This is a genomic window from Sphingobium yanoikuyae (assembly GCF_013001025.1).
Classification (GTDB): Bacteria; Pseudomonadota; Alphaproteobacteria; order Sphingomonadales; family Sphingomonadaceae; genus Sphingobium; species Sphingobium yanoikuyae_A.
In genome coordinates this window covers 1,936,510-1,962,088 of the sequence record NZ_CP053021.1, presented here as the reverse complement: position 1 = coordinate 1,962,088, position 25,579 = coordinate 1,936,510, and the positions used below count along the sequence as shown (strand labels likewise).

Below are 25,579 nucleotides of genomic sequence, written 5' to 3'. Positions count from 1 at the left end.
CCCTTGCGTCAATGGCCCGATCGGGCGCTAGTCCCGCAGATAGAGGCGCCCGACGCCATCGGGCATCGGGACCATGCGATAGCCATGGCGGCGGGCGTAATTGTCCAGACCGTCGTCAGGGCGCAGCGGCAATTTGCGCGTGCCATTTTCATAGCCGGTAAGGATCGCTACCGGCATGGCGCGATCCAGGTCCGGCAGGGTGGCAGGCGTCAGCGCATGGAGCCGGCGGGCCTGCTCGGGGCGGAGCGTCCAGCCGGTGCGATAGACGAACGGGCCGGTTGCCAGGCGCAGATCGAGCGCCAGGCCGCTGTCGATCGCGAGATGCGGCGAGAGGGTGAGGATATCGGCGGCGCCCGCAGCGCGCACCGTCCTGCCCAGCCAATGGGCATTGGCCTGCGCGGCGAGCAGCGGCGATCCGGTACGGGCGGCCGTCACCAGATCCCGGATCGAGGGAATGAGACCGGGGATCGTTGCCAGGCAGAGCAGCGCCAGCATGGCCTTTCGCCGCAGCGGCCGCCAGTGACGGGCGTCGTCGAGCAGATAGCCGAGGGCGAGGGCAAGCGGCGGCAGCAACGGCATCAGATATTGCAATTGCGTCGGGGTCGGCAGCGCGGCGCCGATCAGGGCGCCGGCGGTCATCCATATCGCCAGCCGGCGCCCGGATGAGCGCATGCGGCCACGGGTCGCGATCCAGTTGGCGATGAGCAGCAGCAAGGCGACGAGCGCTGGGCCCTTCCAGAGATATTTGAGAAGGTCGCGCAGCTTTTCCGTCGTCGCCAGTTCCTGCGCTGCGCCGTTGGCGGCATACCAGGCGTGGGGCGCGGTCATGCCATAGATCAGGACGCCGTACAGAAAGCTGTCGCGCCCTGATATCCAGGCGATGGCCATGGGCGCCATGCCCAGCAGCGCGCCGAGTGCCAGGAACAGGGCGGCGCGAATAGCGTGCCGGCCGCCGCTGGCGATGACGAACAGGCCGACGGTCGCGCCGAGCGGGGCGAAATTGAGCTTTGTCGCGATGGCAAGGCCGTAGAGGATCCCGGCTCCAAGCCAGTGGCGGTCCGAGCGATGACGCAGGCCAAGCAAGGTCAGCAGCATTGCGGCGGAGGCCAGCAGGGTCGCCAGCATATCGTTGCGGACCACGGAGCCGCTGAACTGGAACGCGGCTGTTGCCGCCATCAGTAGCATGGCCAGGGTAGCGCTGGAGCGCGATATGCCTGCCGCACGCTGGGCCGCCCAGATGAGCGCAAGCGTCGCGAGCGCCATGACGGCGGTGGCAAGGCGCATCGCCAGTACCATATGGCCCGATGCGATCAGGCTCAGCGGTGCCAGCCCCCAGGCGTGCAGCGGCGGCTGAAGATAGAGAAAATCGCGAAACATGACCGCATGCCCGCTGAAATAGGCACCGGCGACATATTGGCTTTCGTCATGATCGAAGGGCGCCGCAATCGCGGCGATCAGGAACCAGCCGATCAATGCGCTGACCAGCAGCGCCGCCAGAGGCAGGCGCAATCGGCGCGACGGCGCCATGGAAATGGAACGATACACCCTGTTTGCGACCCTTGTTGTCGTGGCGCTCTTGCGGCGGCGTGCGCCCAAACGCAAAATATTTTCGGCGGCGCGTCGCGCCTGCAGGACGGCGCGGCCGCGGCAAAACCGCATCGGACAAAGCCGTTACAGCCGTGCGACAGTCCGTCGCATTGATTGACTATCGGCTGTGCCGTGCCTAAATCGCGGCGCATATCTGCCCATGTGTCCGTTGGACCCATGGCCCCCTCATTGTCAGGAATTTGCATGTTCGGCGCACTCGCCAAGTCTATCTTCGGATCGTCCAACGAACGTTATGTGAAATCGCTGGGCAAGGTCATCGACCAGATCGCCGCCTTCGAACCGACGATCCAGGCGATGAGCGATGATGAACTGGTGAACCAGACGGCGCGCTTCCGTGAGCGCCTGGCCAATGGCGAGACGCTGGACGGCCTGCTGCCCGAAGCCTTTGCGACCGTCCGCGAAGCGTCGGTCCGCGTGCTGGGCATGCGTCACTTCGACGTCCAGATGATCGGCGGCATCGTCCTGCATCGCGGCGAGATCGCCGAAATGCGCACCGGCGAAGGCAAGACGCTGGTGGCGACGCTCGCCACCTATCTGAACGCGCTTGAAGGCAAGGGCGTCCATGTCGTCACCGTGAATGACTATCTGGCCAGCCGTGACTGCGAATGGATGGGTCAGGTCTATCGCTTCTTGGGCCTCACCACCGGCGTGATCGTGCCCAACCTGTCGGAAGATCAGCGCCGCGAGGCCTATAATGCCGACATCACCTATGCGACCAACAATGAACTCGGCTTCGATTATCTGCGCGATAACATGAAGTTCGATCGCGGTGCGATGGTCCAGCGCCCGTTCAACCATGCGATCGTCGACGAAGTCGATTCGATCCTGATCGACGAGGCGCGCACGCCGCTGATCATTTCCGGTCCGACCGACGACAAGTCGGAGCTGTATGTCGCGGTCGACGCGATCGTGAAGCAGCTGGTCGAGGAGGATTATGAGAAGGACGAGAAGCAGCGCACGATCACGCTGACCGAAGACGGCACCGAGAAGATCGAGCGCCTGCTGGAGGCCGCCGGCCTGCTCCAGGGCAATAATCTCTACGATTTCGAAAACACCCAGGTCGTCCATCACGTCAACCAGGCGCTGCGCGCGGTGGTGATGTTCCGCCGCGACATCGACTATATCGTCAAGGACGGCAAGGTCGTCATCATTGACGAATTCACCGGCCGCATGATGGATGGCCGCCGCTGGTCGGACGGTCTGCACCAGGCGGTGGAAGCCAAGGAAGGCGTCCAGATCGAGCCGGAAAACCAGACGCTGGCGTCGATCACCTTCCAGAATTATTTCCGCATGTACCCCAAGATTTCGGGCATGACCGGCACCGCATCGACCGAGGCGACCGAATTCTACGAAATCTACAAGATGAACGTCGTCACCATCCCGACCAACCGGCCGGTACAGCGCGTCGACGAGGAAGATACGTTCTACAAGAATCTGGAAGACAAGTTCCGGGGCATCGCGCGCACCATCAAGGAACATGCCGAAAAGGGTCAGCCGGTGCTGGTCGGCACCGTGTCGATCGAAAAGTCGGAAATGCTGTCGGAATTCCTCAATCAGGAAGGCGTCAAGCATGCGGTCCTGAACGCCCGCTTCCACGAGAGTGAAGCCCATATCGTTGCCCAGGCAGGCCGCAAGGGCGCGGTGACGATCGCCACCAACATGGCTGGCCGCGGCACCGACATCAAGCTGGGCGGCAATCTGGAGATGCGGGTCGAGGACGAACTGCGTGATATGCCGGAAGGCCCCGAGCGCGAGGCGGCGATCGCCCGCATCGAGGTCGAGATCGAGGCGGAGAAGCAGGAAGTGCTGGCGGCCGGCGGCCTGTTCGTGCTGGCGACCGAGCGGCACGAAAGCCGTCGTATCGACAATCAGCTGCGCGGCCGTTCGGGCCGTCAGGGCGATCCCGGCCTGTCGCGATTCTACCTCAGCCTCGACGATGACCTGATGCGCATCTTCGGCCCGGACACGATGTTCGCCAAGATGATCCGCTCCAACCTGGAGGATGGCGAGGCGCTGCCCCCGTCCAAGTGGCTGAGCAAGGCGATCGAGACCGCCCAGCGCAAGGTCGAGGCCCGCAACTACGACATCCGCAAGCAGGTCGTCGAATATGACGATGTCATGAACGACCAGCGCAAGGTGATCTACGAGCAGCGCAGCGACATCATGGACGCCGAAACGGTGGACGATGTCGTCACCGACATGCGCCATGAAACGGTCAATGACCTGGTCGGCGCATCCTGCCCGCCGGGCACCTATCCCGAACAATGGGATATGGAGCGGCTGAAGCTGCGCACGGCCGAAGTGCTGGGTCTGGAGCCTGATTTCGACGCCTGGCTGGCTGAAGACGCCGTCGATCCGGAAATGATCGAGGAGCGGCTTGCCGGCCTGGCCGACGCGGCCATTGCCGAGAAGACGCAGGAAGTCGAAGCGACCGACTGGCATATGATCGAGAAGAGCATCATGCTCCAGAGTCTTGACCATCACTGGAAGGAGCATCTGTCGACGCTCGACGCGCTGCGCCAGGTGGTGCATCTGCGCGCCTATGCGCAGAAGACACCGATCAACGAATATAAGCAGGAAGCCTTCGCCCTGTTCGAGCGCATGCTGGAAAATATCCGAGAGGATGTGACCAGCTCGATCGCGCGGGTGCAGTTCCGCATGGAAGCGCCGCAGCCGCAGTTCGACCTGCCGGTGCTGCCGGACTTCATCACCACCCATATCGATCCCTTCTCGGGCGAGGATAACAGCGCGGATATCGATGGCAGCCAACTGGCGGGCATCACCACCACCATCCCGCGCGCGCCGGTGGACAATGTCGCGCCGGGCGAGTTCGCCAATCTCGACATCAGCCGCAATGCGCTTTGCCCCTGCGGTTCGGGCCAGAAATACAAGCATTGCCATGGTGCGCTGAGCTGAGGCACGACCACAGGCGAGAAACAGGGAAGGGCGGTGCCGATGGCAGCGCCCTTTTTTGTTTTGATCCTGTAATGAAAATGCGGAACTCTTGCGCTGACAGGCCGTTGCGCCTTGCGCCTATGCGATGCGGACCGGATGTTCCGGCGGAAGGAGAAGGGCATGAGGAAATTTGCGATGGTATTAGCCTTGGCTGTGATCGCGGCCCCGATTGCGGCAACGGCCCAGCCGCCCGGCCATGGGCAGAACAAGCCTTCGCATAATAATGGCAACGGTCCAGGCAACCGACCGCCGGGCCATAATAGCGGGCCGGGCCCTGGAGCATCCCACGGCAAGCCGTCCCATAATAATGGACGCCCGCCGGCACCGGGGAGGCCGTCCCATTCCGCCTCTCACGGCGGCAAATATTATCCTGATCAGCATTATCGCCCCGGTTCGTCGCGGGATCGTTATCGGATTGACCGGAACACGCGCGTCTATCGTGGCGGTAATGGGCGCTATTATTGCCGCCGCAACGATGGCTCGACCGGTCTGATTGTTGGCGCGGCTGTGGGCGGTCTTCTGGGCAATGCGCTGGGTGACGGCGATTCTGGCGTGCTGAGCACGATCCTGGGCGCGGGCGTCGGCGGCGCGCTGGGCCGCGAGATCGATCGCGGCAACGTCTATTGCGAATGATCGATCACCTGAATTTGAAGTGCCGCTGATCGCGTGATCGGCGGCACTTTTTCGCGGGCGGGGCCGGTGACGGGAGGCCATTTATTGAACGCCTGTGATGTCGGCGCGGCGCGGCGCTTCGCAGATGGGGCTCAAGCGGCTTGGAGACGCTTCGATTAGTGATCCCTCACTTCGCAGATTTGTTCCTGCCGGATAGAGAAGTCACAATCTCTGCTATTTAGAAATGTCACAGGGTTGAGGACAGCAGGGGCTGCGTGGAGCCATCCACACAGCGCAGCGCAGACCCTGCTGATGCGCTGATCTTGGGGTAGTGGACCATGGACCCGCTGCTCTGCAGTGGGCCCGGTCATGCCCTTTGCACGAAGCTGAGCGTGCCGCGTTCGCGCAACGCCTCGTCACTGAGCCTGGGACCGCGTTTGAGCTTTGAACCACCCAGTTTGCGGCGGTCAATCTTTGGCGGCGGTTCTGGCTCGGGGAAGAGATGCAGGGGCTGGTCGCGGCGGGCAGGGGCGTCGTTATTGCGCTTGCGGTGATGCGGCATGATGGCCTGCATCTGTTTGGCCAACATCAGCGCCGCGTCCAGATGCTTGTTCTCGACAATAGCAGGCTGGTTGACGTGCCGCATCTTATCGAACGGACGATAGGGCAGGACATGGCCCTCATGTTCAATCTCCAGCCGACCGTCAGGATATTCGCACACTGTCACCCGCTTGCGCGCCAATGCTTTGCTGATCGCTGTCGGCTCCAGAATGAACATCACCTTGTTGTAAGGCCTGTGGGGATTCATCGAGAGTTGATGACGGCTGCGGCGAGGTAGATGATGGCCTCGAAGCTGCTGTCGGTTTTGCAGGCGCGCATGGCGATGCGTTTGAACTCTTTGAGTTTGCAGAAGAAGTTCTCGATCAGGTGCCGCCATTTGTACATTTCGGCGTCAAGCGGGATGGGTATGGCACGGCGCGGATGCTGAGAGATAACGATCCCGGCCCCGCGTTCGTTGAGATCGGTAATGATGTCGTTGTTGTCGAAAGCCTTGTCGGCAAGCAATGCGCCAAACTCCACGCCTTCGATCAACGGCGCAACACCGACGCTATCGAAGCGATTGCCTGGCATCAGACGGAAGCGCACCAGGTTGCCCAAGGCATCAGTGAGCGCCAGTATCTTGGTCGTCATGCCGCCTTTAGAGCGGCCAATGGCCTGGCCCGAAGTCCCCCTTTTGCGCCTTGCCCATGACGATGAACCTTGACGATGGTGGCATCGATCATGGCATATTCCATGTCAGGCTCATGCGTCAAAGCATCGAAAATCCGCTTGAAAACGTCCGCTTCGCGCCAGTCACGGAAACGCCGGAACACCGTACTCCAGTTTCCGAACTGGGAAGGCAGGTCGCGCCACGGACTGCCCGTTCGGACAATCCACAGCACCGCCTCCATAAATAGCCGATTGTTCCTACCGCTGCGTCCGGGATCGCTGATCTTCCCCAAACAGTGCGGCTCAATCTTCGCCCATTGGGCGTCGGTCAGTACAAAGCGATCCATCCGCAGTGTGAATCACATCTGCTGGTAAATGGGAATCCTAAATCCCCACAGGCCTTAATGGAGCGTCAGCGCCGCCGTTACTGTCCGCTGCTCCCGCCAGACCATGATCGAGCGCAAATCGTCATGCGGGGCGAGGGGACGGTGCAGGTCGCGCACGTCAAAGGCGGGGCGAGCGAACCGCGCATTATGCCGGGCCATATAGCTGTCGAGAAAGACGTTGGCCTCCTCGATCGACGATATGCCTTCCAGACGCATCGCTTTGACTAGGCGATCCTGCAATGTGGCATTGGCCCGTTCGACCCGGCCCTTGGCCTGCGGCGAGTTGGCGCAGATAATCTCGATGTTCAGCGCATCCAGCGCACGTCCGAAATGCGTCATGCCATCGCCGCGTGCTGCGCTGGCTTTGGCGTTCCGAAACACGCTGTGCTTGTCGGAATAGAAGGCCACCGGTTTGCCGTGCCGCTCGATATACTCCCGCGTCGCATCCATATAGGCGAAGGTGCTCTCGCTTTCGGCCATTTTGAGGTGCATCAGTTCGCTGGTCGCATCATCAATATAGACGAGCAGGGTGCATTGCGGCCCGCGATCCTCGAACCACCAGTGCTTCGACCCGTCGATCTGGATCAGCTCGCCCCGGCAGTCGCGCCGGTAGCGTGGCTGATATGGGCGAGGGCGCCGGGCTTCGCGATCCTTCCACAACCCGGCCTTGATCATGAACTGGCGCAACGTCTCGCAGGCCAGATGAATATCGTGCCGTTCGGCCAGATACTCACGGGCCAGCGTGGGGCCGAAATCATAATAATGCTCACGCACGATCGCGACCACGCGCTCCCGAAAATCATCGGCATAGCGCCGGTTGCTGGGCCGGCCGCGCTTGGCTGACACCAAGCCGGCAGCACCTTCGGCTCTTAACCGATCCAACAGCCGATAAATTTGCCGCCGCTCAATGCCTAAAAGCCGCGCCGCATCCGTCGGCCGCAGCTCCCCACGATCCACGCGCATCAAGGTATCGAAACGCGAAAGCTCGCCATCGCTCATCACCAGCACCGCCATTATCGCACATCCTCCAACGCGAAGGATGAACATGACAGCAGCGCTCCGCCGATGATCCAAACTGTGTCATCTCTATCTAGCGGGGGTGTGTCATTTCTAAATGGCGCTTACAAGATTTAAGTTCGATAATATATATTATGTTAAATCATGGGCAGGATGGGTGGGAGATATTCCTCCTCATCCATCTCAATCCTCTAGGATGCGGCTATGGGTTTTGGTGTCGCGCATGCGGACATAGACCGTCAACGAGATCGCGATCATGACGCTGACATAAATATAGAAAGCGGATTCCATCCCTGACTGCTTGAACCAGAGCGCGACGAACTCGGCCGTGCCGCCGAACAAGGTGTTGGCGAGCGCATAAGGCAGCGCCACGCCGAGCGCACGGATATGCGCGGGAAACAGCTCGGCCTTCACCACAGCATTGATCGACGTATAGCCGGTGACGATCACCAGGCCCGCCATCACCAGCAGCCCGGCGACCAGCGGATCGCGCGTCACCGCCAGCGTGGCGAAGATCGGATAGGTGCAGAGCACGCCCATGACGCCGAAGCCGATCATCAGCGGCTTGCGCCCGATGCGATCGGACAACGCACCCGCGAGAGGCTGCAACAACATGAAAATGAACAATGTTATACCATTGATTTCCGATGCTGTTTCGCGACCGAAGCCGGCCGTGTTGACGAGGAATTTTTGCATGTAGATGGAATAGGCATAGAAGGCGATCGTGCCGCCGGCGGTCAGCAGCATCACCGTCAGCGTCTCGCGCGGATGATTGGTGATGAGTTCGACAAAGCCGGACTTGGGCGCGCCTTCGGCCTTGGCCACTTCAAAGCTCTGGGTTTCGGCAAGACCGCGCCGCAGCCAGAAGACGATCACCGCCAGCGCGCCACCGATGGCGAAGGGAATCCGCCAGCCCCAGGCGTCAAGCTGCGCCTCCGTCAGGATAGACTGCAGCAGCAGCAGCACGCAGATCGCCACCAACTGCCCGGCAATCAGCGTCACATATTGGAAGCTGGAATAGAAACCGCGCCGGTCCTTGCCGGCCATTTCGGTGAGATAGGTCGCGCTGGCGCCATATTCGCCGCCGATCGACAGCCCCTGCATCAGCCGGGCCAGCACGAGCAACAGCGGCGCGCCGACACCGATCACCTCATAGCCCGGCGTCACCGCGATCAGCAGCGATCCGGCGCACATCAGCGATACCGACAAGGTAAGCCCGCTCTTGCGGCCATGGCGATCGGCATAGACGCCCATCAGCCAGGCGCCGATCGGTCGCATCAGGAAGCCCACGGCGAAGATGCCGGCCGCGCTCAGCAACTGTGCGGTGCGATCCTCGCTCGGGAAGAAATGCGGCGCGAAATAGAGGGTGAAGGCGGCATAGGCATACCAGTCATACCATTCGACCAAATTGCCGGTGGAACCGCCGATGATCGCCTTAAGCCGGGCCCGTTTATCGGGTGCGGCACCCTGCCCCTCATGTGACGTCATGGCGTCAGCACCATTTCACCATTTTCAACGCTCCAGCTTTTGAGACGGGACAGCATGTTCATGCCGATGACATTGACGTCGCCCAGCGCCGGCGAGACGACGACCTCGACATCATTGGCGCGCAGCGGCCCGACCGTCAGCGTCGAGATGCTGGCGCGGCGCGCGTCGATCTTGCCATTGGCGGTGTTGAGCGGGATCGGGGGCGCGTTCATGTCAATATTGAGGCCGGTGGCGCGGGCGGTATTTTCCGAAAGGGCGGTGATGGTCGCGCCACTGTCGATCAGGAAACGCGCGGACATGCCGTTGACCATGCCCTCGATCCAATAATGGCCGTCCGGCGCAACCGGAATGCGCACCACCTGTCCATCGGACTGGATCGGCGGTGGGGCCGGCGGCGGCGCGGGCTGTGATATGGGCTCGGCACTGTTCTGCGGCTGGAGCAAGGCCCCCTCCTCCGCTGCGAACCGTGCCGGCATCAGCCCCGCCTTCTGGGCGAAGGTGAAGAGACCGAGCAGGGCGCCGAAGATCAGCACCCAGAGCAGCGCCATCCGCACGAAGCTGCCCAGCGCGATGCGGCGGCCGATGAGCGCAGAGCCGACCAGGATCAGGGCGAGCAGATACCAGATGCTGGACATCGCCTGATCCGTGCCGTCCATCAGTGGGGTGCTCCGTCGTTGAGGTCGATGACCAGCCCGTCATAGCCCGGCTCCACCCCTTTGGGGAGTGTAGCGCACAGGGTGGCATAATCCATGCTCTGGTCCATATGGGTGAGGATCGCGCGATCGGGCCGGGTTGCCATGATCCCCGCCAATGTCATCTCCAGATGGGCATGGGTGGGATGCGGCCGGGCGCGCAGCGCATCGACCACCCAGATGTCGAGATCATCGAACAGCGCCAGCATATCCGGCGTTATTTCATGAAAATCCGTGGCATATCCGACATGACTATCATCATGACTGAAGCGAAATCCAGTCGAATAAATGTCGCCATGGGGCATGTCGGTGCAGGCAATGTCGATATCGCCGATCCGCAGCCCATCGGGCAGGTCATGCGGGACGATAATCGGCGGATAGCCCCCCCTCCCCGCAAAGGCATAGGCAAAGCGGGCCTGGAGCAGGCGCATCGTCTGGGCACGGGCATAGCCGGGGATCGGGCTGCCGCGATGATGGAACAGCTGGCGCACATCGTCGATGCCATGGCTGTGATCGGCATGATCATGGGTCCACAGGATCGCATGGATGTCGATCACGTCGGCCGCCAGCAATTGCGCCCGCAGGTCCGGGGATGTGTCGACCAATATCCGGGTCGTCGCGCTTTCCACCAGGATCGAGACGCGGCTGCGGCGGTTACGCGGCTCGGTGGGATCGCAGGCGCCCCAATCATTGCCGATCCGGGGAACGCCGGAGGAAGTGCCGCTGCCAAGGATGGTCAGCTTGAGGCTCATGCCTGCGGCCGGCCCTCGATCTTGGCAAAGAGGCGCAGGAAATTGGCCGAGGTGGCCGCCGCCAGATCCTCGATGCGCTCGCCGCGCAGATCAGCCAGGAAGCGCGCCGTGTCGGCGACGAAGGCCGGCTCGCACGGCTTGCCACGATGGGGCACCGGGGCGAGGAAGGGCGAGTCCGTTTCCACTAGCAGCCGGGCGAGCGGCAGGCGCGCGGCCGTTTCCTGCAGATCCTTCGCGCTCTTGAAGGTCACGATGCCCGAAATGCTGATGTAGAAGCCAAGGTCCATCGCCGCATCGGCAAAGGCGCCGCTGGCAGTGAAACAGTGGATGACGCCGCTATAGGCCCCCTTCCCCATTTCGTCCCGCATGATCGCCAGCGTATCCTCTTCCGCTTCGCGGGTATGGACGATCAGCGGCAGGCCAGTCTCGCGGCAGGCGGCGATATGGCTGCGAAAGCTCTTCTGCTGCCGCTCGCGATCGCTATGGTCGTAATAATAATCGAGGCCCGTTTCGCCGATGCCGACGACGCGCGGATGGGCCGCGCGCTCGACCAGCTTGGCGGTGTCGACATGGGGATGCTCGTCCGCCTCATGCGGATGGATGCCGACGGTCGCCCAGACATCCGCCTCACGCACCGCCGTGCCCAGCACATCGTCCCACTCGCTTTCGCGGGTGGCGATGTTGAGCATCAGGTCGACGCCGCGCGCACGGGCGCGTTCCAGCACATTATGCTGATCTTCGATCAACCCCTTGTAATTGAGGTGACAATGGCTGTCGATCAACATCCGTCAGGCGTCCGCTTCGGTCAGTTCCAGGCGCGGGAAGAGCGGCTTGGGCGCGGCCAGCCCGAAATCGCTTTCGGCCAGATCGCTATACCAATGATCGCCGATCGCGCCATAGCTGCGCTTGTCCGCCGGCACGCCCATATGGTCGAGCAGCGCGGTGGCGCTCGCCGGGATCACCGGCTGGATTGCGACCGCCAGCTGGGCGATGGCGATATAGAGCGTCGCCAGTACTGTCTCCATCCGCTCGGGATCGGTCTTGCGCAGCGACCAGGGTGCCTGCGCGTCGATATATTGGTTGCAGGCAAAGGCCGCGCGCAGCCAAGCATCGATCGCCACCGAAGGCGCCAGATCGGCCATGGCGGCGGGCATATCGCTGCGCACGACCTTGTCGATCAGCGCGAACAGCTCCGTATCGGCGGCGTCATGGCCATTGATGGCCGGCAGGCGCCCTTCCAGATTTTTCGCGATGAAGCTCAGCGTGCGCTGGGCTAGATTGCCGAACGCATTGCCCAGGTCGCTGTTCGAGCGCTGGACAATCGCTTCGGCGCTATAGCTGCCGTCATTGCCGAAAGTCACTTCGGACAGCAGGAAATAGCGCAGCTGGTCAACGCCAAAGCGTTCGGCCAATTCCATCGGATCGGCGACATTGCCGACCGACTTGGACATCTTCTCGCCGCGGTTCAGCAGGAAGCCATGGCCGAACACCTGACGGGGCAGCGGCAGCTTCGCACTCATCAGGAACGCCGGCCAGTACACTGTATGAAAACGCACGATATCCTTGCCGATGATATGGGTGATATCGCCACCCTCTGCCCAATAGCGCGCCATGCGCTCGGCATCGTCAGGATAGCCGCAGCCGGTGATATAGTTGGTCAGCGCATCGACCCAGACATACATGACATGGCCGTCGGCGCCGGGCACCTTGACGCCCCAGTCGAAGCTGGTGCGCGAAATGCTGAGATCGGACAGGCCGCCTTCGACGAAGCGCAGGATTTCGTTGCGACGGCTTTCCGGGCGGATGAAGTCGGGCTGGCTGTTATAGAGGGCCAGCAGCTTGTCCTGATATTTGGACAGGCGGAAGAACCAGCTTTCCTCGACGGTCCATTCGACCGGCGTTCCCTGCGGCGACAGCTTGACGCCGTCTTCGCCCTCGGTGATTTCCTTCTCGTCATAGAAGGCTTCGTCGCGGACCGAATACCAGCCTTCGTAGCGGCCCAGATACAGGTCGCCATTGGCCTCCATCGCCCGCCAGATCGCCTGGCTGGCGCGGTGGTGATCGGGTTCGCTGGTGCGGATGAAGCGATCATAGCTGATATTCAGGCTATCGTTCATCTGCTTGAAATAGGACGACATTTCATCAGCCAGTTCGCGCGGCTCGATGCCCCGGTTGCGCGCCGTCTGAGCCATCTTCAGCCCATGTTCGTCGGTCCCGGTCTGGAAGAAGACATCGCGGCCCATCATCCGCTGGAACCGGGCGATCGCGTCGGTGGCGATCACCTCATAGGCATGGCCGATATGCGGACGGCCGTTGGGATAGGAGATGGCGGTGGTGATTGTGTAAGGCTGCGACATGCAGCCTCCCTAGCGGCTGTTCGCGTCGCCGCAAAGTCGCTTTTCAGGTCGCGGCCTCAGCCAGTGCCGCGACATGCCCACCCAGCTCGAAAACGACCGAGGCCGGGTCAAGCGACAGGATCACCGCGCCGCCCGCCAGATGCCGGGCTGCTTCCCAATGATCGAGCGCGCTGCCCAGTGCCGGGCCATGCCGGGTCCGGGCGGCCTGGGCAATGAAGGCGGGCGCGCGCTCCAGAAAGGCTTCGTAACGCGGCTTGGCCGCCTTGCCCGCCAACGCCTTGGCCAGGCGCAAGCGCTCGCGATTGCCAGGATCGCCGTCGGCAGCGATCGCGAGCAGCGATTTTTCGAGGCCCGCAAGATCGAGGCCCGCATAGCGCAGCGCGCGACCGGGCGAACCCTCCCCGGCGCGCAGCAGGGCGTCGAGTTCCGGCCCGGACAGGCTTTCATCCTCGCGCCGCAGCACCGTCGCCATGGCCCCGTCCGACAGAGGATCGAAGCGCATCGTGCGGCAGCGCGAGCGGATGGTGGGCAGCAGCCGGCCGGGCGCATGGCTGACCAGCAGGAAGATCATGTCCGCCGGCGGCTCTTCCAACGTCTTGAGCAGGGCATTGGCGGCGCCGCGCTCCAGATCATCGGCACTGTCGATCACGACGATGCGACGGGAAGAGAGCGACGGCGCCGACTGGATCAGCCGCTGCAGGCCGCGCACCTGGTCGACGCTGATGTTGCGTGCGGTAACGCCGTCCTTCTCCAGCGGTGCCAGTTCGGCATAATCGGGATGCGCGCTCGCCTCGATCAGGCGCCGGATCGGGTGGCTTTCGGGAACGGCAAGCCCCTCACCCTCGATCTTCGGGCCGGCCGCATCCGCCAGCAGGCGCATCGCCATGGCGCGGGCGAAGCTGGCCTTGCCGATGCCGCGCGGACCGCTCAATATCCAGCCATGATGCATGCGGCCGCTGCTTGCCGCCGCCAGCAGGGTCTGCGCCTGGGCGTCATGCCCGACCAGTGACGTCATGACAGCAGGTCGTCCAGTGCCGCGAGCAGCCGGGCCGTGACATCCTCAGCCGCGCCCGACGCATCGATCGCGCGGACCCGCGTCGGTTCATCTGCGGCAAAGCGGACGAACGCATCGGCCACGGCGCGGTGGAAGGCGCGGTCGCGGCCGCCGATCCGATCCGACACGTCGCCGTCACGGGCATGGGCGCGCGCTTCCGCTTCCGTTTCGGGGAGGGTCAGAAACAGGGTGCGGTCGGGCAGGAAGCCGGCGCTGCCGATCTGGTGCAGCGCCAATATGTCGGCATCGCTAAGTTCGCCCTGCCCCTGATAGGCACGGCTGCTGTCGAGGAAGCGATCGGACAGCACCCAGGCGCCACGGGCCAGCGCCGGACGGATCGTCTTTTCGATATGGTCGGCGCGCGCGGCGGCGAACAGCAGAGCTTCGGCGCGGGCATTCCAACGGTCCGCGCCACCCGTCAGCAGCATGGCGCGGATCGCCTCCGCCCCTTCGCTGCCGCCCGGCTCGCGGGTCTCGACAACCTCCAGCCCGCGCGCCCGCAAGGCCGACGCCAGCGCACGAAGCTGGGTCGACTTGCCGGCGCCCTCGCCGCCTTCGAGCGTGATGAAACGGCCTGTTATCACCCGAAGAAGGACTTCAGACCATTCCAGAGACGACCGAAAATGCCTGCTTCCGCGACATCTTCACCGGCGACCAGCGGCAGCACCTGGGGCGGCGTATCCGGGGTCTGGACAATGAGCTGGGCGATCTGCTGGCCCTTGGCGATCGGCGCCTTGATCGGGCCGGTATAGACGACCTTCACCTTCACATTGGCCGATGCGGTGCGCGGCATGGTGACGGCCATATTCTGCGGCGCGACCAGCGACACGGTCGACGCGCTGCCCAACTGGACCGCGGCGGTCTCGACCGTCTGCCCCTTCTTGAACAGCGGCTGCGCCTTCCAGGCGCGGAAGCCCCAGTCCATGAAGCGGACGGATTCGGTGATCCGGCCGTTGAAGCTGGTGAGGCCGGCGACCACCATCACCAGGCGGCGGCCATCCTGTTCGGCCGAACCGGTGAAGCCGAAACCGGCTTCTTCGGTATGGCCGGTCTTGAGGCCGTCGGCGCCCGCGATCTTGCCCAGGATCGGATTGCGATTGGCCTGCGCAATGTCGGAGCCGCCCATGGTCTTGCCCCAGGTGAAGGAGCGGGTGGCGTAGAATTTCTTGTAGAGATCCGGCGTCTCGACGATCGTGGCTTCGGCGAGCTTGGCCAGGTCTTCGGCGGTGACATAGGTCACGCCCTCGTCAGGCCAGCCATTGCTGGTGCCGAAATGGCTGTTCTTGAGGCCCATGCGCTTGGCCTCCTCGTTCATCAGCGCAACGAACGCCTGCTCGGTGCCGGCAATGCCCTCGGCCAGCACGACGCAGGCATCATTGCCCGACAGCGTGACAATGCCGTGCAGCAGATTTTCAACCGACACCTGCTCGCCCACCGACAGGAACATGGTCGATCCGGCCTTGGGGCCGTGCCATTGCTGCCAGGTTTCCGGACGGACCGTGAATTTGGTGTCGAGCTTCAGTTCGCCCTTCTGGATCAGGCGGAAGGCGACATGCGCCGTCATCATCTTGGCCATCGAGGCCGGCGGCATCCGGGTTTCGCCGCCCTTGTCATAGAGGACGGCGCCCGAGGAAAGATCCTTGAGATAGGCGATCGGCGCCTCGCTCGTATAAGGCGGGGCCGCGGCAACCAGCGGCTGGGCCAGCAGACCGACGAAGAGAGTGGCGGCAACGGTTTTCTTCATGAACTCAAGCCTTCGACTGGATAGATTCGCTGGACGCATCGCTATGATTAGCGCGCGTCATTAGCCATGACACGGACATTCGCAAAGCCCTTCGCTGCCGCCGCCTTCACGCCGGACTGCGCCGCTTCCTGCGAGGGATAGGGACCATAGCGCACCCGCCAGACCGAACCGGCCGCAACAGCATGCGCGCCGATCTGCCTGGCCAGCGCTTCGGCCCGGCCCTGCGAGGAAAGAGCTGCAACCTGAACGACATAGCTGCCAGACACCGGTTTTGCCGATACCGGTTTTGTCGGTGCCGTGGCCTTCGGGGCCGGCTTGGGAGTGGGCGGTGCGGGCGTATCGAAGGATGCGCCGGGACGGCTGGAACTGCTCGCGACCGGGATCGCCTGAACGACGGGGCGTGCGGTCTGAACCTGCGCTGGCGGGCTTGCCGGCACTTGCGCCAGACGCCCGCGCAGCACCTTGAGCAAGGGCTGCGGCGTCTCGATCCGCTCGGGCGCGCGGTGATGAGCGCGCAGCAGCGCCTTTTCCTGCTCGGGCGGATTGACCCGGCGAACGCGAACGGCCGCAGCGCCGTCGCCGGTAATGCCCAGTTGTTCGGCCGCGCCACGCGACAGGTCGATGAGCTTGTCGTCGCTGAACGGACCACGATCGTTGAGCCGGACCAGAATGGTGCGACCGCTGCCCAGCGCAGTCACCTCGACATAGCTTGGCAGGGGCAAGGTCTTGTGGGCGCCGCTGATCGCCGACGGCACGAAATCCTCGCCATTGGCCGTCGGCTTGCCCGTAGCCTCCTCGCCATACCAGCTGGCATAGCCGACCTCGTCATAATTGACCGGATCGGCGGGGACATAGGTCTTGCCGCCCACGCTATAGGGTTCGCCGATCTTGACCGGTTCATCCGCAACCGCTGGCGCCGTTAAAGGTGGCGCGGGGCGTGGCGCCGGCGGCGCAACCGCCTGCTCGCTGCCGCAGGAGGCCAGCAGAGACGCCGCGCCGCCAAGCGCGAGCCAGTTCCTATTGCTTGACCGCATCAGCCAGCAACCCCACGGAAAGAGCGTAGAAATTGGAGCAATTATAGTCGAGGATCGCGCGATAATTGCTGGTCAGCAGATAGGCGGTCTTGCCCGGCCCATCCGGCTCCAGCAGGGTCGCCATGACAGTGTCCGCCGGCCAGATACCACTGGCCGGGAACAGGCCCAGCTTGCGCCACTCGGCCATGGTCAGCCAGCGGCTGTGGCGGTTGAATACCCGCGGGCAGCGCGGCGCCGTCGTGCGCGCCGCCACCGAGGCGCGGTTGAAGCTGGTCGGCACGCTGACAGCCACGCCCCAGGGCTGGCCCCGCCGCCATCCCGCCGCGACGAAATAATTGGCGATCGACGCCAGCGCATCCGCCTGGCTGGTCCAGATATCCGCCCGGCCATCGCCGTCGCCATCCTTGGCGAGCTTGAGATAGACCGAGGGCAGGAATTGCGGATAGCCGGTCGCCCCGGCCCAGCTGCCGACCAGCCGGCTGCGCGGCACGCCATCGTTCAGCATCTTGAGTGTCGCCAGCAATTCCGGCTCGAACAAGGTGCGGCGGCGCCCTTCGTGCGCGAGCGTCGCCAGCGACCGGATCAGGTCGAAATCGCCGGTGTAGGAGCCGTAGTTGGTTTCGTGGCCGAAAATGGCGACCATGATTTCCTCGGGCACGCCGGTTTCCGCCTCGATCCGGGCCAGTCGTGCGCGATTGGCGGCATAGACTGCCCGCCCGCGGCTGATCCGCGCGGCATCGACATGCTTGACCCGATAGGGTTCGAAATTGGGAATGGGCGAATAGGCGCCCCCGCCCGGCTGGCTCTGGTCGAGCGCCACGACGCGCGGGTTGATCGACAGGGTCGGAAAGACGGCGTCCAGCGTCGCATCGCGAATGCCCATCGCGCGCGCTTTCGGGCGCAATGATTCGAGATAGGCGCGAAAATCCCCATCATCCTGCGCAACTGCGACCTGTGGCGCAGCCAATCCCGCCACGACCGTCGAAAAACCCATCATCAGCGCAATGGCCAGCGAATTGAACCGAGAATCTGCCATGGCCTTTTGTGGCACAGCCAGGGCAACCGGCGAAACCCCTATCCGATACGAAGTCGCGAATGGGCGACCATTCCCTTCAATATTGTCATTTTTGCCCTTGGCTTGTTCGCCCGCTTCGCTAGGAAGCGTCGCAACGGAAGTGTGGCCGAGTGGTTTAAGGCAGCGGTCTTGAAAACCGCCGTGGGTGCAAGCTCACCGTGGGTTCTTATCTCAACCGCACCTGGATGCGCATTAACCCGCCTGCCCCACATGCAACGGAGTGGGGGCTGCGTAGCGTAGCCATCGGCGTAGCGAAGCGCAGCAGCCCCTACGGGCGATGATGCGCGATAGCCGGCGGCTCTGCCGCCGGCCCGGTCAAACCTCGAGATCGGCGCAAGATTGAGTTGCTGCTCTGATTGCAACACCTAATTTTCTGTCCAGAATCATGTCGTAGAAATGGTGACCAAACGAGCGGGGCATCGCTCAAGTTACATAGCGAGGCGCTCAGGCCAAGCTTACTTCATTCCGCCTAAGCAAGCCGGCAGGCCCAGAGCCTCCTATCTAAAAGCTGCTGCCTGACTAGGGCGCAAACTCATGAATCTGGTTGAAGTTGTCGCCCTTGGCGTGATTCAGGCGCCCCTCGGATACGGAGGGCGTATGACGCGGCGGCGGTATGAACTGACGGACAAGCAATGGCTCATCACCGAGCCGTTGCTGGCGATCAGTGCATGCGATTGAAGCACTGATTGATGCCATTCGCGAGGCGGTCGCGGCCCGAAATATCTGGGCCAACATTCCCAACCGCTCCAACCGTAAGCAGCGCCTCGGCTTGTCGTTATGGCTCTACCGCCAGCGTAATCTCGTCGAGAGCTTCTTCAATCGGATCAAGCAGTTCCGGGGCATCGCCACCCGACATGACAAGGATGCTGCCAACTATCTTGCGGCCATCAAGCTCATCTGCGTGAGGCTGTGGTGCAACGCGTAATGAGTCCACGCCCTGAAGGCATTCATTAATCCCATCTTCGGCTACCCTTCAGTGTTGAGCGAAGGGGGTGATCGCGTCTGAAATCGATACAACCACCCCTTTCAAGGCTGAAATCCGCCAGCTACAACTTTGGCCTCGGACCAAGCCTCACAATTAAACAATCGGACGTTGCGCGTAAAATATATCTATATAATCGGACATGTTTAACCATGCATCGGACGTCAATGCCCAATTAGCCAAATAATACGTGATTAATATTAGGCGTCCGTATCCTAAATAAGAATCAAAAGATCTATTGATAATTTCGATAATATGTTTTTTTAAATGAGAATCAGACAATGTGATTGTATCAGGTGACACTATTGATGATCATTTGTCGTTCGCGATGCCGTGATCATTAAAACTGATTATCGCCGTGAGGTACTCTTTGATGCGGATGTTGCAAGTTCTGGACCTACATAGCGCGCACCATTTGAGACACGGCGGCGGAAGGCAATCACCCCACCATGGTGCCGTCATTGGCGTTCCGCTAGAGGCAGTGTCGCAATGATCCATTTCTCGAGAGTTGCGGTGCAGCCATATGCATCGGAAATTTTCGACCTCATCGATGAGGATGGAGACATCGATCCGTATTTTGCGGCTTACCGGGCACATATGCAGACCAAAGGCTACGCCTTAGCTACGCAGAAAAAATACCTTCAGACGGCCGCCTGTTTTCTCGATTACTTGGTCGAAGCGGGTGTCTATGGCCGGCTAACTACGGTTAGCCGCCTAAACCAAGCTATCGACAATTATATTCGCATTCGCCTGAATCCCGATGCCATCCGTCGGCTGCAACCGCGTGAGAATGACGATTTCGCATTCGAAAACTGGGCGCCCGCAGTTGTCGAGAAAATGGGCTATTCTGCCATCACGTCTGCCAGTGGTATCGCAGCGCCGATCAACCTCCTCCTCACAATTTCGAACGATCGTCAGCAAATCGAGATTGATAAGTTGAGGCAGGCCGGGGTCGAGTTATCTGGCGAGCTATCATCCCCTGCGCTGAAGGCGGTTTTCGGATACAACAAATTGCCGCAAAATCAGGTCAAGGCACTTTGCAAGGGTTCTGCATTTGCAGCTTTTGCCCGTCGCGCAGCAAGTCGGCCGCTCACTAGGCGCAACGGAATTTCTGCTCCGAGACAATCACGCGCCCGGGAAGATTTCTTGGACTTTCCGATTCTGGATCTTTCGAGGATTCTCGGATGCGCGACATCAAAGCGTGATGCCGCGCTTTGGCTTCTGTTGGCTGGCACAGGAATCCGGATGTCTGAAGCATGTGGCTTGCGCTGGCATCAGATTGATTTCGCGAAGTTAGAGGTGTTTGTCGACGATCCGAATGTGATCCGTCCAAATATGCAGGTGCCCGATGATGAGCGCATGAGATTCAAAGGACGCGCCACGGCCCGCACCTTTTTCATTCCGTTTCTAAAAGCTGCATTCTTCGCAGTGCTCTCCGAGTATCGAAACGAGGAATATGTCGTGCGCTCTGGGCATGATTTTGTGTTTCAGGACATTCGACCCGGACCCGATATGGGGCGCCCCTTTTACAAGGTGAGTGATACAGCACGGATCAAGGCTTTTACATCCGCAGCCAAACGAGCAGGCATTCCATGCAAGCGGAGTGGTAGACATTGGACTCCGCATAGCCTTCGTCACCTATATGGCGTCTATATGTTGAATGATCTGCCGGTCCCAGGCGGCTTTGGCCTTACACGGCCGGAAGTTATGGACCTGATGGGGCACCTAACAGAAACCGCCACAGCTCATTACGCACGCGAGAGGAGGATTATCCTTGATTCAAAGCTGCTGTTCGCTGACGAATATTATGATAACGTAGATGACGCTCGGCAAAAGCTCCCTATTTTAATTGCCACTAGGTTGAGGAGTGAGGCTCTCAAGCTTGAAAGCTTGAGCCATGATTAATCTCGGCTCAGATATAATCTTTCTATCAGGGAAGCTCACCCCGCCATTCCGGAGAGCATTGCGCCATTTCCGTCAGAACCTTTTGTCTGGCGCAATGGCGTCCACCGCGTCTGGGACAAATAGCATTGTTGCCAAAGCGCTCATGCGTGCAGAGGCAAGCAGCAAGCTGGACGAAGAAACCGTCGCAACACTTTTTCGGTTGGCAAATGATCAAGTCCTGACCGGCGCCGAGAAAAAGAGAGCATTTGTAGCTCTGGGGTTCGAAGGCTTGCCCCCAGCTCACCTTGTTACACTTTTTCGACGGGCAGCAAGACTCGCTATTTTCAACCTCTGGGCCCAGCGAGCCGTGATACTTCCAATCGGAAGTCAGCGCGCGTGGAGCGTTGAGCACGCGTTGTTACGTAATATTGCTCCGCCCACGGCATCATTCTGCCTGAATTACGGTGAGAAGCCGCTAGCGACAAGCGAGCGAGTGCCGGCAAAATCCCTCGAACAGCGGATGCGTTACCGCGTTGTGCCATGGCTGCCTGCAACAGACTGGACATCTCCTGAGTACATCTGCGAGAGCGACATAGTCGCCCTTAGGGTCTTCGAGCGCCAAGGTGAAGGAAGTGATCGCCAGTATTTACGATCGGTGGCCGTTGCAGTTGACGAGCTTCAACGAAATTTCCCTGAAACATGCGGGGTTGACCGCGCTTCAATCGATCGAATTAATCAGTATATTTTAGGCGGATATTTTAAAGAGGTCAGTTTTCAAGATCTCAATAAGGCCGTTGAAAAGAGAAAAATTGATAAAATTGATAAAATTGATCGTATAAAGAAAAATAATAAAATACAGAACGCCAAAAACGCCTCAAAGCGACGCGAATTCAGATCATCTAAATCAGGCAATCCGGAAAATCTCATGTATCTCAATACCGAACGGATCGGGTGGTTCCAAGATTTATCTGTACTGTCGTTCCTTCCGGTGCAAATTGATGCAAAACTATCGATATATGGTCGAAGTTATTTGACGCGATTATTGCTCATAGGCGACGAGACTATGAGACAGATGACGGGCTAAAAAATGGCATTAGGGCGTTGGCGGATTATTTGTCGATCTGCCTACCTGTGCATCTTAGCAACCAAAGAGATTTGGCTGAATGGGAATCGGATGACTCTGCTCGATCCATCATACCAATTCCTTCAAAGCCCGGAGAATTTACAAGATACCCATTTGTGAAGGGTGACGACACCGATCTGTTTCGTGCTCCAACCATATTGGAGTTCATTGCAGGCAAAGGCATAGCTATTTCCAGCCAGAAAGTGATAATAACCGCACTTTGGCAGGTGTTTGATTTTGTTCAGAAGAATTTGGCAGACGATAGATATCTATTGTACGCTGGGAGGGATTTTCTCAACCCGATATCAAAGGGGATTGATCTTCCCTGCAACAAAGGCAGGCCCCAGAAATCTACCAAAATCCCACTTAAGAAACGGCATTTCTTCCATGTCCGCTCGTGGATGTATGCCGTTCTCGCGTTTGGAGAGTATCTCCAGAGCGAGGATGATGCTGCGGAGAAAATTAGATCCATTATTAAAAATGGAGCAACGTTAGCGACAGCCGACTTTGGCTATATCCCATTCTACACATTTGAAGGTAAAAACTGGCCGGTCACTCACATTTCAACCAAAATACTTCAGACATTGCCCGCAGACAGCGATGTGATGCTGAGCGTCACGCGCATGCTCATGCTTACCCTTGAAACTGGCATTCGCATGCAAAGCTCACAATGGCTTTGTAGGCTTCAATATCGTCGGCACTGCAATGATAATAGAAATGACCCAGCAACCCTGCTCTATGTCAACACGGACAAGGTTCAGGGCCCATTCGTCATACCTGTCATGTGGCGCGTGATGGACATGCTCGACAAAGAGCGTGAAGATCAGGAGATGACCTCGCCGATTTCGTTGAAGTAGACTACGAAGGGCGAGAAGATTCAAAATTTGATATTCTGGTTCCATTATTCAAAAGTGGATCATCAGATTACCCTTATCGTGATGAGACTTATCGCCTGACATGGATCGCTATTCTCAGCTGCATCGAAGATCATCATGGAGAATGTCTTGATGGATCGGCATTGTCTCATCGAAGCGACAAGGAAGGTTGCAATCGGAGAGCTATAAGTACCCCACACGCTTTGAGAACAACGTTCGTTAGCGCCCGAAGTGCGTTGCTCGATCTTGACGACATCAAAGACCTCGTCGGTCATACCAACAAAGAAGCCACGCGATACTATGACAAGGTTGACCCGGAAGCGTTGGCATTGAAACTTGCGTACGCTGAGACTGAGCTGTCTCGTGAGGGGGCGACCTGGTCAGGGCCCAGAGTATCCTCCGGTCCAGCCTTTATACAAGCGGCAGACAGAAATAGCGCACTGCAAAAGTCCTTTCATGCCGATCAGAACGCCGCAATAGCCAAATTTGGTGTCGTTGCCTTAGTAACCGGGTGCCTTGATCAATCACTTAAACAAAGCGGGCTTGATTTGCTGCGGACCGCTGCCGCAGGGAGCCTTTCGTTTCGCGACACTCATATCTGCCCAGTTAATGAAGAGTGTCCGGAATTTGTCGTTGCACAGTTCGGCCGCGCTCGCGCATGTGGCCAGTGCCCTCTCGGCTGCAAATCAATCGACCACTTACCTGCGATTTCAGCAAAGATGCACAAGCTGCTCAGGGTGTACGCCGAGGATCTTCGGCGCTTAAGAGAAGCCGAAAACAGTGGTCGTGATAATGCAGCTGCAGAACTTTATGACTCATTGCTGTTCACCGTCAACGAGTTCTTGGGGTGGAAAATCACCGAGCACGTCCTCCTTGAAAATGTGAAGCAACCGGTTGGGAGGGATTATGTAATTGGCGATCCGGAGTTCGTCAGGGAACATTTGGTAAGAAATGTCGGTGAATCAACTGCTCAACAAAAAATCCTAATGTCGATTATGGAAGCAGATGCCTACCCAGACCTGAATGATGAACTCTTGAGCTTACAAGCCAATATAATCCGGCAACGGCTTATGGGTCAGTCATTTGACCAAGTTGACACCCTGCTAGAAGGATTAGAGCCTGAGCCTGAGCCTGAGCCGGATGCGGTTCGGTCACTAGCCAACTATATTCGTTCGGTAATGTCTATAACGGAGATATCTTTCGACAATCTCGCTGTAGCAATGCTGGAACCACAGCAGCATGTGCCAGTATCGATCCCCCTTCTTTCAGACATGATGCAATAGCTATGGGCGCACCGAAAGGGTCGCAGAACGCTCGAGACCACCAGAACTCGCTCATGGCGGCACCATTGGAACTAATGACCCAGCAGATAAATAAGCTGGAACGATCGCAGATGAGATTTGCGAACATATCCGAACTCGCAAAGTATCTTTCTCCACATGTCAACGTCAGTTCAGGGAGACTTCTTCGGAATAAATCATATCGGGTACTTATAGAGAATTCGTTTTACAGACAGAACGGTCTGAAGCCGCAAACAATTCGAGAAACATCCGACTTGGAGATCGCGCATGGCGTTATCGCAAGCCAAAATCTCGAAATTCATCAGCTAAAAAATGACGTTAAACGGTTAAGAAAATTCACGGTCCACAATCCGAACCGGGTTGCGCCCCAAGATAAGCAATTCGAGGATCGGTCGGAATCGATCGATAACCTTTGCAGATGTTTATCAATTTTACTCGATAGCGTCAGCACTCTGGAATTTGCGCTTTCAGACGAAGGGATCGTGAACACCGCTGCCCGTCCAGGAAGCCGGCTGATCGTTCCCAAAATTCTTCTGTCCGACTTCCAAGCTTGGTGTGCGAAAGGCGTTGACGGGTGAACCCGGGCGGGGTGGGATTCGAACCCACGGTGGGCGCGAACCCACGGCGGTTTTCAAGACCGCTGCCTTAAACCACTCGGCCACCCGTCCAAACGCGGCGTTCCTAGAATCAAGAGATAGAAATAGCCAGCCCAAATTGATTTCCCAAGCGCCGCTAAGCGGCAGTGTCATCATCTCCATCCTCGAACTGCTTCCCAAGAACTGGCCCGCTAAGGAGGATCAACACCAAGCCGCCTGATCCGTGGCCTGCGCTCCAGCCCTTATCCCGGTTGAGCCCCATGGCCGATCTGCCGCGCAGGTTACGCGAGAATATGGTCCTCTATGGGCCCTCTTGGCCAATGTCGGGATCGCCATCGCCAAATTCGTGGCGGCGGCGATCAGTGGCTCTTCCTCCATGCTGACCGAGGGGGTCCACTCGCTGGTCGACAGTGGCAACCAGGTCCTGCTGCTCTATGGCCAGGAAAAGGCCAGGCGCCCGGCCGACGCCACCCACCCCTTCGGCTATGGCCGTGAACTCTATTTCTGGGCTTTCGTCGTCGCCATCCTGATCTTTGCCGTCGGCGCTGGCGTCTCGATCTATGAGGGATGGCTGCATATTGCCGAGCCTGAGCCGTTGCGCGATCCCACGATCAATTATGTGGTGCTGGCGGTCGCGGTCCTGCTCGAGGGAACAAGCTGGGCCATTGCAGTGCGCGAGTTCAACGGCAAGAGGGGCGCTAGCAGCTGGTGGCAATCGATCCGTCGATCCAAGGATCCGGCCGGCTTTATCGTCCTGTTCGAGGATAGCGCAGCGCTGATCGGCCTTGGCATTGCGGGCATCGGGTGTTGATTTCCACTGAGAAGTGACCCGGGT

21 protein-coding genes, 1 tRNA gene and 3 pseudogenes are annotated in these 25,579 nt (G+C 59.8%); 10 read left to right on the top strand and 15 right to left on the bottom strand.

Annotation, left to right across the window (positions count from 1 at the left end; all coding sequences use genetic code 11):
- Nucleotides 1-27: 27 nt before the first annotated feature.
- Nucleotides 28-1,509, bottom strand: coding sequence for an ArnT family glycosyltransferase (locus tag HH800_RS09805; protein ID WP_235682077.1), 1,482 nt, complete (start codon nt 1,507-1,509; stop codon nt 28-30).
- A gap of 282 nt (nt 1,510-1,791) precedes the next feature.
- Here HH800_RS09805 and secA point away from each other — a divergent pair, with 282 nt between their 5' ends.
- Entirely contained in the window at nt 1,792-4,524 is a 2,733-nt protein-coding gene (secA, locus tag HH800_RS09800; protein WP_169860931.1) for a preprotein translocase subunit SecA, read from the top strand.
- Between the two features lie 159 nt (nt 4,525-4,683).
- Nucleotides 4,684-5,196 carry a glycine zipper 2TM domain-containing protein gene (locus HH800_RS09795; RefSeq protein ID WP_037506852.1) on the top strand — a complete coding sequence of 171 codons (513 nt, stop codon included), beginning with the start codon at nt 4,684-4,686 and terminating at the stop codon, nt 5,194-5,196.
- A gap of 346 nt (nt 5,197-5,542) precedes the next feature.
- Here HH800_RS09795 and HH800_RS09790 read toward each other — a convergent pair whose 3' ends face one another.
- From HH800_RS09790 to HH800_RS09730, 13 genes and pseudogenes are all read right to left on the bottom strand, one after another.
- Nucleotides 5,543-5,956, bottom strand: a complete 414-nt coding sequence (locus HH800_RS09790; RefSeq protein ID WP_164522545.1) for a hypothetical protein — start codon at nt 5,954-5,956, stop codon at nt 5,543-5,545.
- 23 nt (nt 5,957-5,979) lie between these two features.
- Nucleotides 5,980-6,731, bottom strand: a pseudogene (locus HH800_RS09785) (IS5 family transposase).
- Between the two features lie 54 nt (nt 6,732-6,785).
- On the bottom strand, nt 6,786-7,733 hold the full coding sequence (locus tag HH800_RS09780; RefSeq protein ID WP_235682119.1) for an ISNCY family transposase: 948 nt from the start codon (nt 7,731-7,733) through the stop codon (nt 6,786-6,788).
- Between the two features lie 237 nt (nt 7,734-7,970).
- Nucleotides 7,971-9,275: an MFS transporter gene (locus HH800_RS09775; RefSeq protein ID WP_169860930.1), complete on the bottom strand. Its 1,305-nt coding sequence runs from the start codon at nt 9,273-9,275 to the stop codon at nt 7,971-7,973.
- Nucleotides 9,272-9,931: a retropepsin-like aspartic protease family protein gene (locus HH800_RS09770; protein ID WP_169860929.1), complete on the bottom strand. Its 660-nt coding sequence runs from the start codon at nt 9,929-9,931 to the stop codon at nt 9,272-9,274. The genes HH800_RS09775 and HH800_RS09770 overlap by 4 nt, the downstream gene beginning before the upstream one ends.
- On the bottom strand, nt 9,931-10,719 hold the full coding sequence (locus tag HH800_RS09765) for an MBL fold metallo-hydrolase (RefSeq protein WP_169860928.1): 789 nt from the start codon (nt 10,717-10,719) through the stop codon (nt 9,931-9,933). The genes HH800_RS09770 and HH800_RS09765 overlap by 1 nt, the downstream gene beginning before the upstream one ends.
- Nucleotides 10,716-11,504 carry a TatD family hydrolase gene (locus tag HH800_RS09760; RefSeq protein WP_169860927.1) on the bottom strand — a complete coding sequence of 263 codons (789 nt, stop codon included), beginning with the start codon at nt 11,502-11,504 and terminating at the stop codon, nt 10,716-10,718. The genes HH800_RS09765 and HH800_RS09760 overlap by 4 nt, the downstream gene beginning before the upstream one ends.
- A gap of 3 nt (nt 11,505-11,507) precedes the next feature.
- Nucleotides 11,508-13,076: a methionine--tRNA ligase gene (metG, locus tag HH800_RS09755; RefSeq protein WP_169860926.1), complete on the bottom strand. Its 1,569-nt coding sequence runs from the start codon at nt 13,074-13,076 to the stop codon at nt 11,508-11,510.
- A 43-nt stretch (nt 13,077-13,119) separates the two neighbouring features.
- The gene (locus HH800_RS09750) at nt 13,120-14,091 is read right to left on the bottom strand and encodes an AAA family ATPase (RefSeq protein WP_169860925.1); all 972 of its coding nucleotides are present in this window, start codon (nt 14,089-14,091) and stop codon (nt 13,120-13,122) included.
- Entirely contained in the window at nt 14,088-14,714 is a 627-nt protein-coding gene (gene tmk / locus HH800_RS09745; RefSeq protein WP_169860924.1) for a dTMP kinase, read from the bottom strand. Before tmk ends, HH800_RS09750 begins: the two co-directional genes overlap by 4 nt.
- Nucleotides 14,711-15,874, bottom strand: coding sequence for a D-alanyl-D-alanine carboxypeptidase family protein (locus tag HH800_RS09740; protein ID WP_004207133.1), 1,164 nt, complete (start codon nt 15,872-15,874; stop codon nt 14,711-14,713). The genes tmk and HH800_RS09740 overlap by 4 nt, the downstream gene beginning before the upstream one ends.
- Nucleotides 15,875-15,921: 47 nt before the next feature.
- The gene (locus HH800_RS09735) at nt 15,922-16,908 is read right to left on the bottom strand and encodes a septal ring lytic transglycosylase RlpA family protein (RefSeq protein ID WP_169860923.1); all 987 of its coding nucleotides are present in this window, start codon (nt 16,906-16,908) and stop codon (nt 15,922-15,924) included.
- On the bottom strand, nt 16,892-17,944 hold the full coding sequence (locus tag HH800_RS09730) for a lytic murein transglycosylase (protein ID WP_169860922.1): 1,053 nt from the start codon (nt 17,942-17,944) through the stop codon (nt 16,892-16,894). The genes HH800_RS09735 and HH800_RS09730 overlap by 17 nt, the downstream gene beginning before the upstream one ends.
- 573 nt (nt 17,945-18,517) lie before the next feature.
- Here HH800_RS09730 and HH800_RS09725 point away from each other — a divergent pair.
- The 7 genes and pseudogenes from HH800_RS09725 (at nt 18,518) to HH800_RS09695 (ending at nt 24,726) form a co-directional block, all read left to right on the top strand.
- Nucleotides 18,518-18,661 (top strand): hypothetical protein, encoded by a 144-nt coding sequence (locus tag HH800_RS09725; protein ID WP_169860921.1) that lies wholly within the window; start codon nt 18,518-18,520, stop codon nt 18,659-18,661.
- 10 nt (nt 18,662-18,671) lie between these two features.
- Nucleotides 18,672-18,908 (top strand): annotated as a pseudogene (locus HH800_RS09720) (transposase); the annotation flags it as partial.
- Nucleotides 18,909-19,454: 546 nt separating this feature from the next.
- Nucleotides 19,455-20,870, top strand: coding sequence for a tyrosine-type recombinase/integrase (locus HH800_RS09715; protein WP_169860919.1), 1,416 nt, complete (start codon nt 19,455-19,457; stop codon nt 20,868-20,870).
- The gene (locus HH800_RS09710) at nt 20,863-21,933 is read left to right on the top strand and encodes a hypothetical protein (protein WP_169860918.1); all 1,071 of its coding nucleotides are present in this window, start codon (nt 20,863-20,865) and stop codon (nt 21,931-21,933) included. Before HH800_RS09715 ends, HH800_RS09710 begins: the two co-directional genes overlap by 8 nt.
- 155 nt (nt 21,934-22,088) lie before the next feature.
- Nucleotides 22,089-22,829, top strand: coding sequence for a hypothetical protein (locus tag HH800_RS09705; protein ID WP_169860917.1), 741 nt, complete (start codon nt 22,089-22,091; stop codon nt 22,827-22,829).
- A gap of 254 nt (nt 22,830-23,083) precedes the next feature.
- A complete protein-coding gene (locus HH800_RS09700; protein ID WP_169860916.1) occupies nt 23,084-24,130 on the top strand; it encodes a hypothetical protein in 1,047 nt (348 codons plus the stop codon).
- Between the two features lie 272 nt (nt 24,131-24,402).
- Entirely contained in the window at nt 24,403-24,726 is a 324-nt protein-coding gene (locus tag HH800_RS09695) for a hypothetical protein (protein ID WP_169860915.1), read from the top strand.
- A gap of 3 nt (nt 24,727-24,729) precedes the next feature.
- Here the strand turns inward: HH800_RS09695 and HH800_RS09690 are convergent.
- A tRNA-Ser gene (locus HH800_RS09690) sits at nt 24,730-24,816 on the bottom strand.
- Nucleotides 24,817-25,004: 188 nt separating this feature from the next.
- Between HH800_RS09690 and HH800_RS09685 the strand changes: the two are divergent.
- A pseudogene (locus HH800_RS09685) lies at nt 25,005-25,549 on the top strand (cation diffusion facilitator family transporter); the annotation flags it as partial.
- Nucleotides 25,550-25,579 lie beyond the last annotated feature (30 nt).

Bases quoted from the DNA above. Each gene is read 5' to 3' on its own strand.
- secA (WP_169860931.1), top strand. From the start codon at position 1,792: ATGTTCGGCGCACTCGCCAAGTCTATCTTCGGATCGTCCAACGAACGT.
- HH800_RS09795 (WP_037506852.1), top strand. From the start codon at position 4,684: ATGAGGAAATTTGCGATGGTATTAGCCTTGGCTGTGATCGCGGCCCCG.
- HH800_RS09780 (WP_235682119.1), bottom strand. From the start codon at position 7,733: ATGCGCGTGGATCGTGGGGAGCTGCGGCCGACGGATGCGGCGCGGCTT.
- HH800_RS09775 (WP_169860930.1), bottom strand. From the start codon at position 9,275: ATGACGTCACATGAGGGGCAGGGTGCCGCACCCGATAAACGGGCCCGG.
- HH800_RS09770 (WP_169860929.1), bottom strand. From the start codon at position 9,931: ATGGACGGCACGGATCAGGCGATGTCCAGCATCTGGTATCTGCTCGCC.
- HH800_RS09765 (WP_169860928.1), bottom strand. From the start codon at position 10,719: ATGAGCCTCAAGCTGACCATCCTTGGCAGCGGCACTTCCTCCGGCGTT.
- HH800_RS09760 (WP_169860927.1), bottom strand. From the start codon at position 11,504: ATGTTGATCGACAGCCATTGTCACCTCAATTACAAGGGGTTGATCGAA.
- metG (WP_169860926.1), bottom strand. From the start codon at position 13,076: ATGTCGCAGCCTTACACAATCACCACCGCCATCTCCTATCCCAACGGC.
- HH800_RS09750 (WP_169860925.1), bottom strand. From the start codon at position 14,091: ATGACGTCACTGGTCGGGCATGACGCCCAGGCGCAGACCCTGCTGGCG.
- HH800_RS09740 (WP_004207133.1), bottom strand. From the start codon at position 15,874: ATGAAGAAAACCGTTGCCGCCACTCTCTTCGTCGGTCTGCTGGCCCAG.
- HH800_RS09735 (WP_169860923.1), bottom strand. From the start codon at position 16,908: ATGCGGTCAAGCAATAGGAACTGGCTCGCGCTTGGCGGCGCGGCGTCT.
- HH800_RS09730 (WP_169860922.1), bottom strand. From the start codon at position 17,944: ATGGCAGATTCTCGGTTCAATTCGCTGGCCATTGCGCTGATGATGGGT.
- HH800_RS09725 (WP_169860921.1), top strand. From the start codon at position 18,518: ATGAATCTGGTTGAAGTTGTCGCCCTTGGCGTGATTCAGGCGCCCCTC.
- HH800_RS09715 (WP_169860919.1), top strand. From the start codon at position 19,455: ATGATCCATTTCTCGAGAGTTGCGGTGCAGCCATATGCATCGGAAATT.
- HH800_RS09710 (WP_169860918.1), top strand. From the start codon at position 20,863: ATGATTAATCTCGGCTCAGATATAATCTTTCTATCAGGGAAGCTCACC.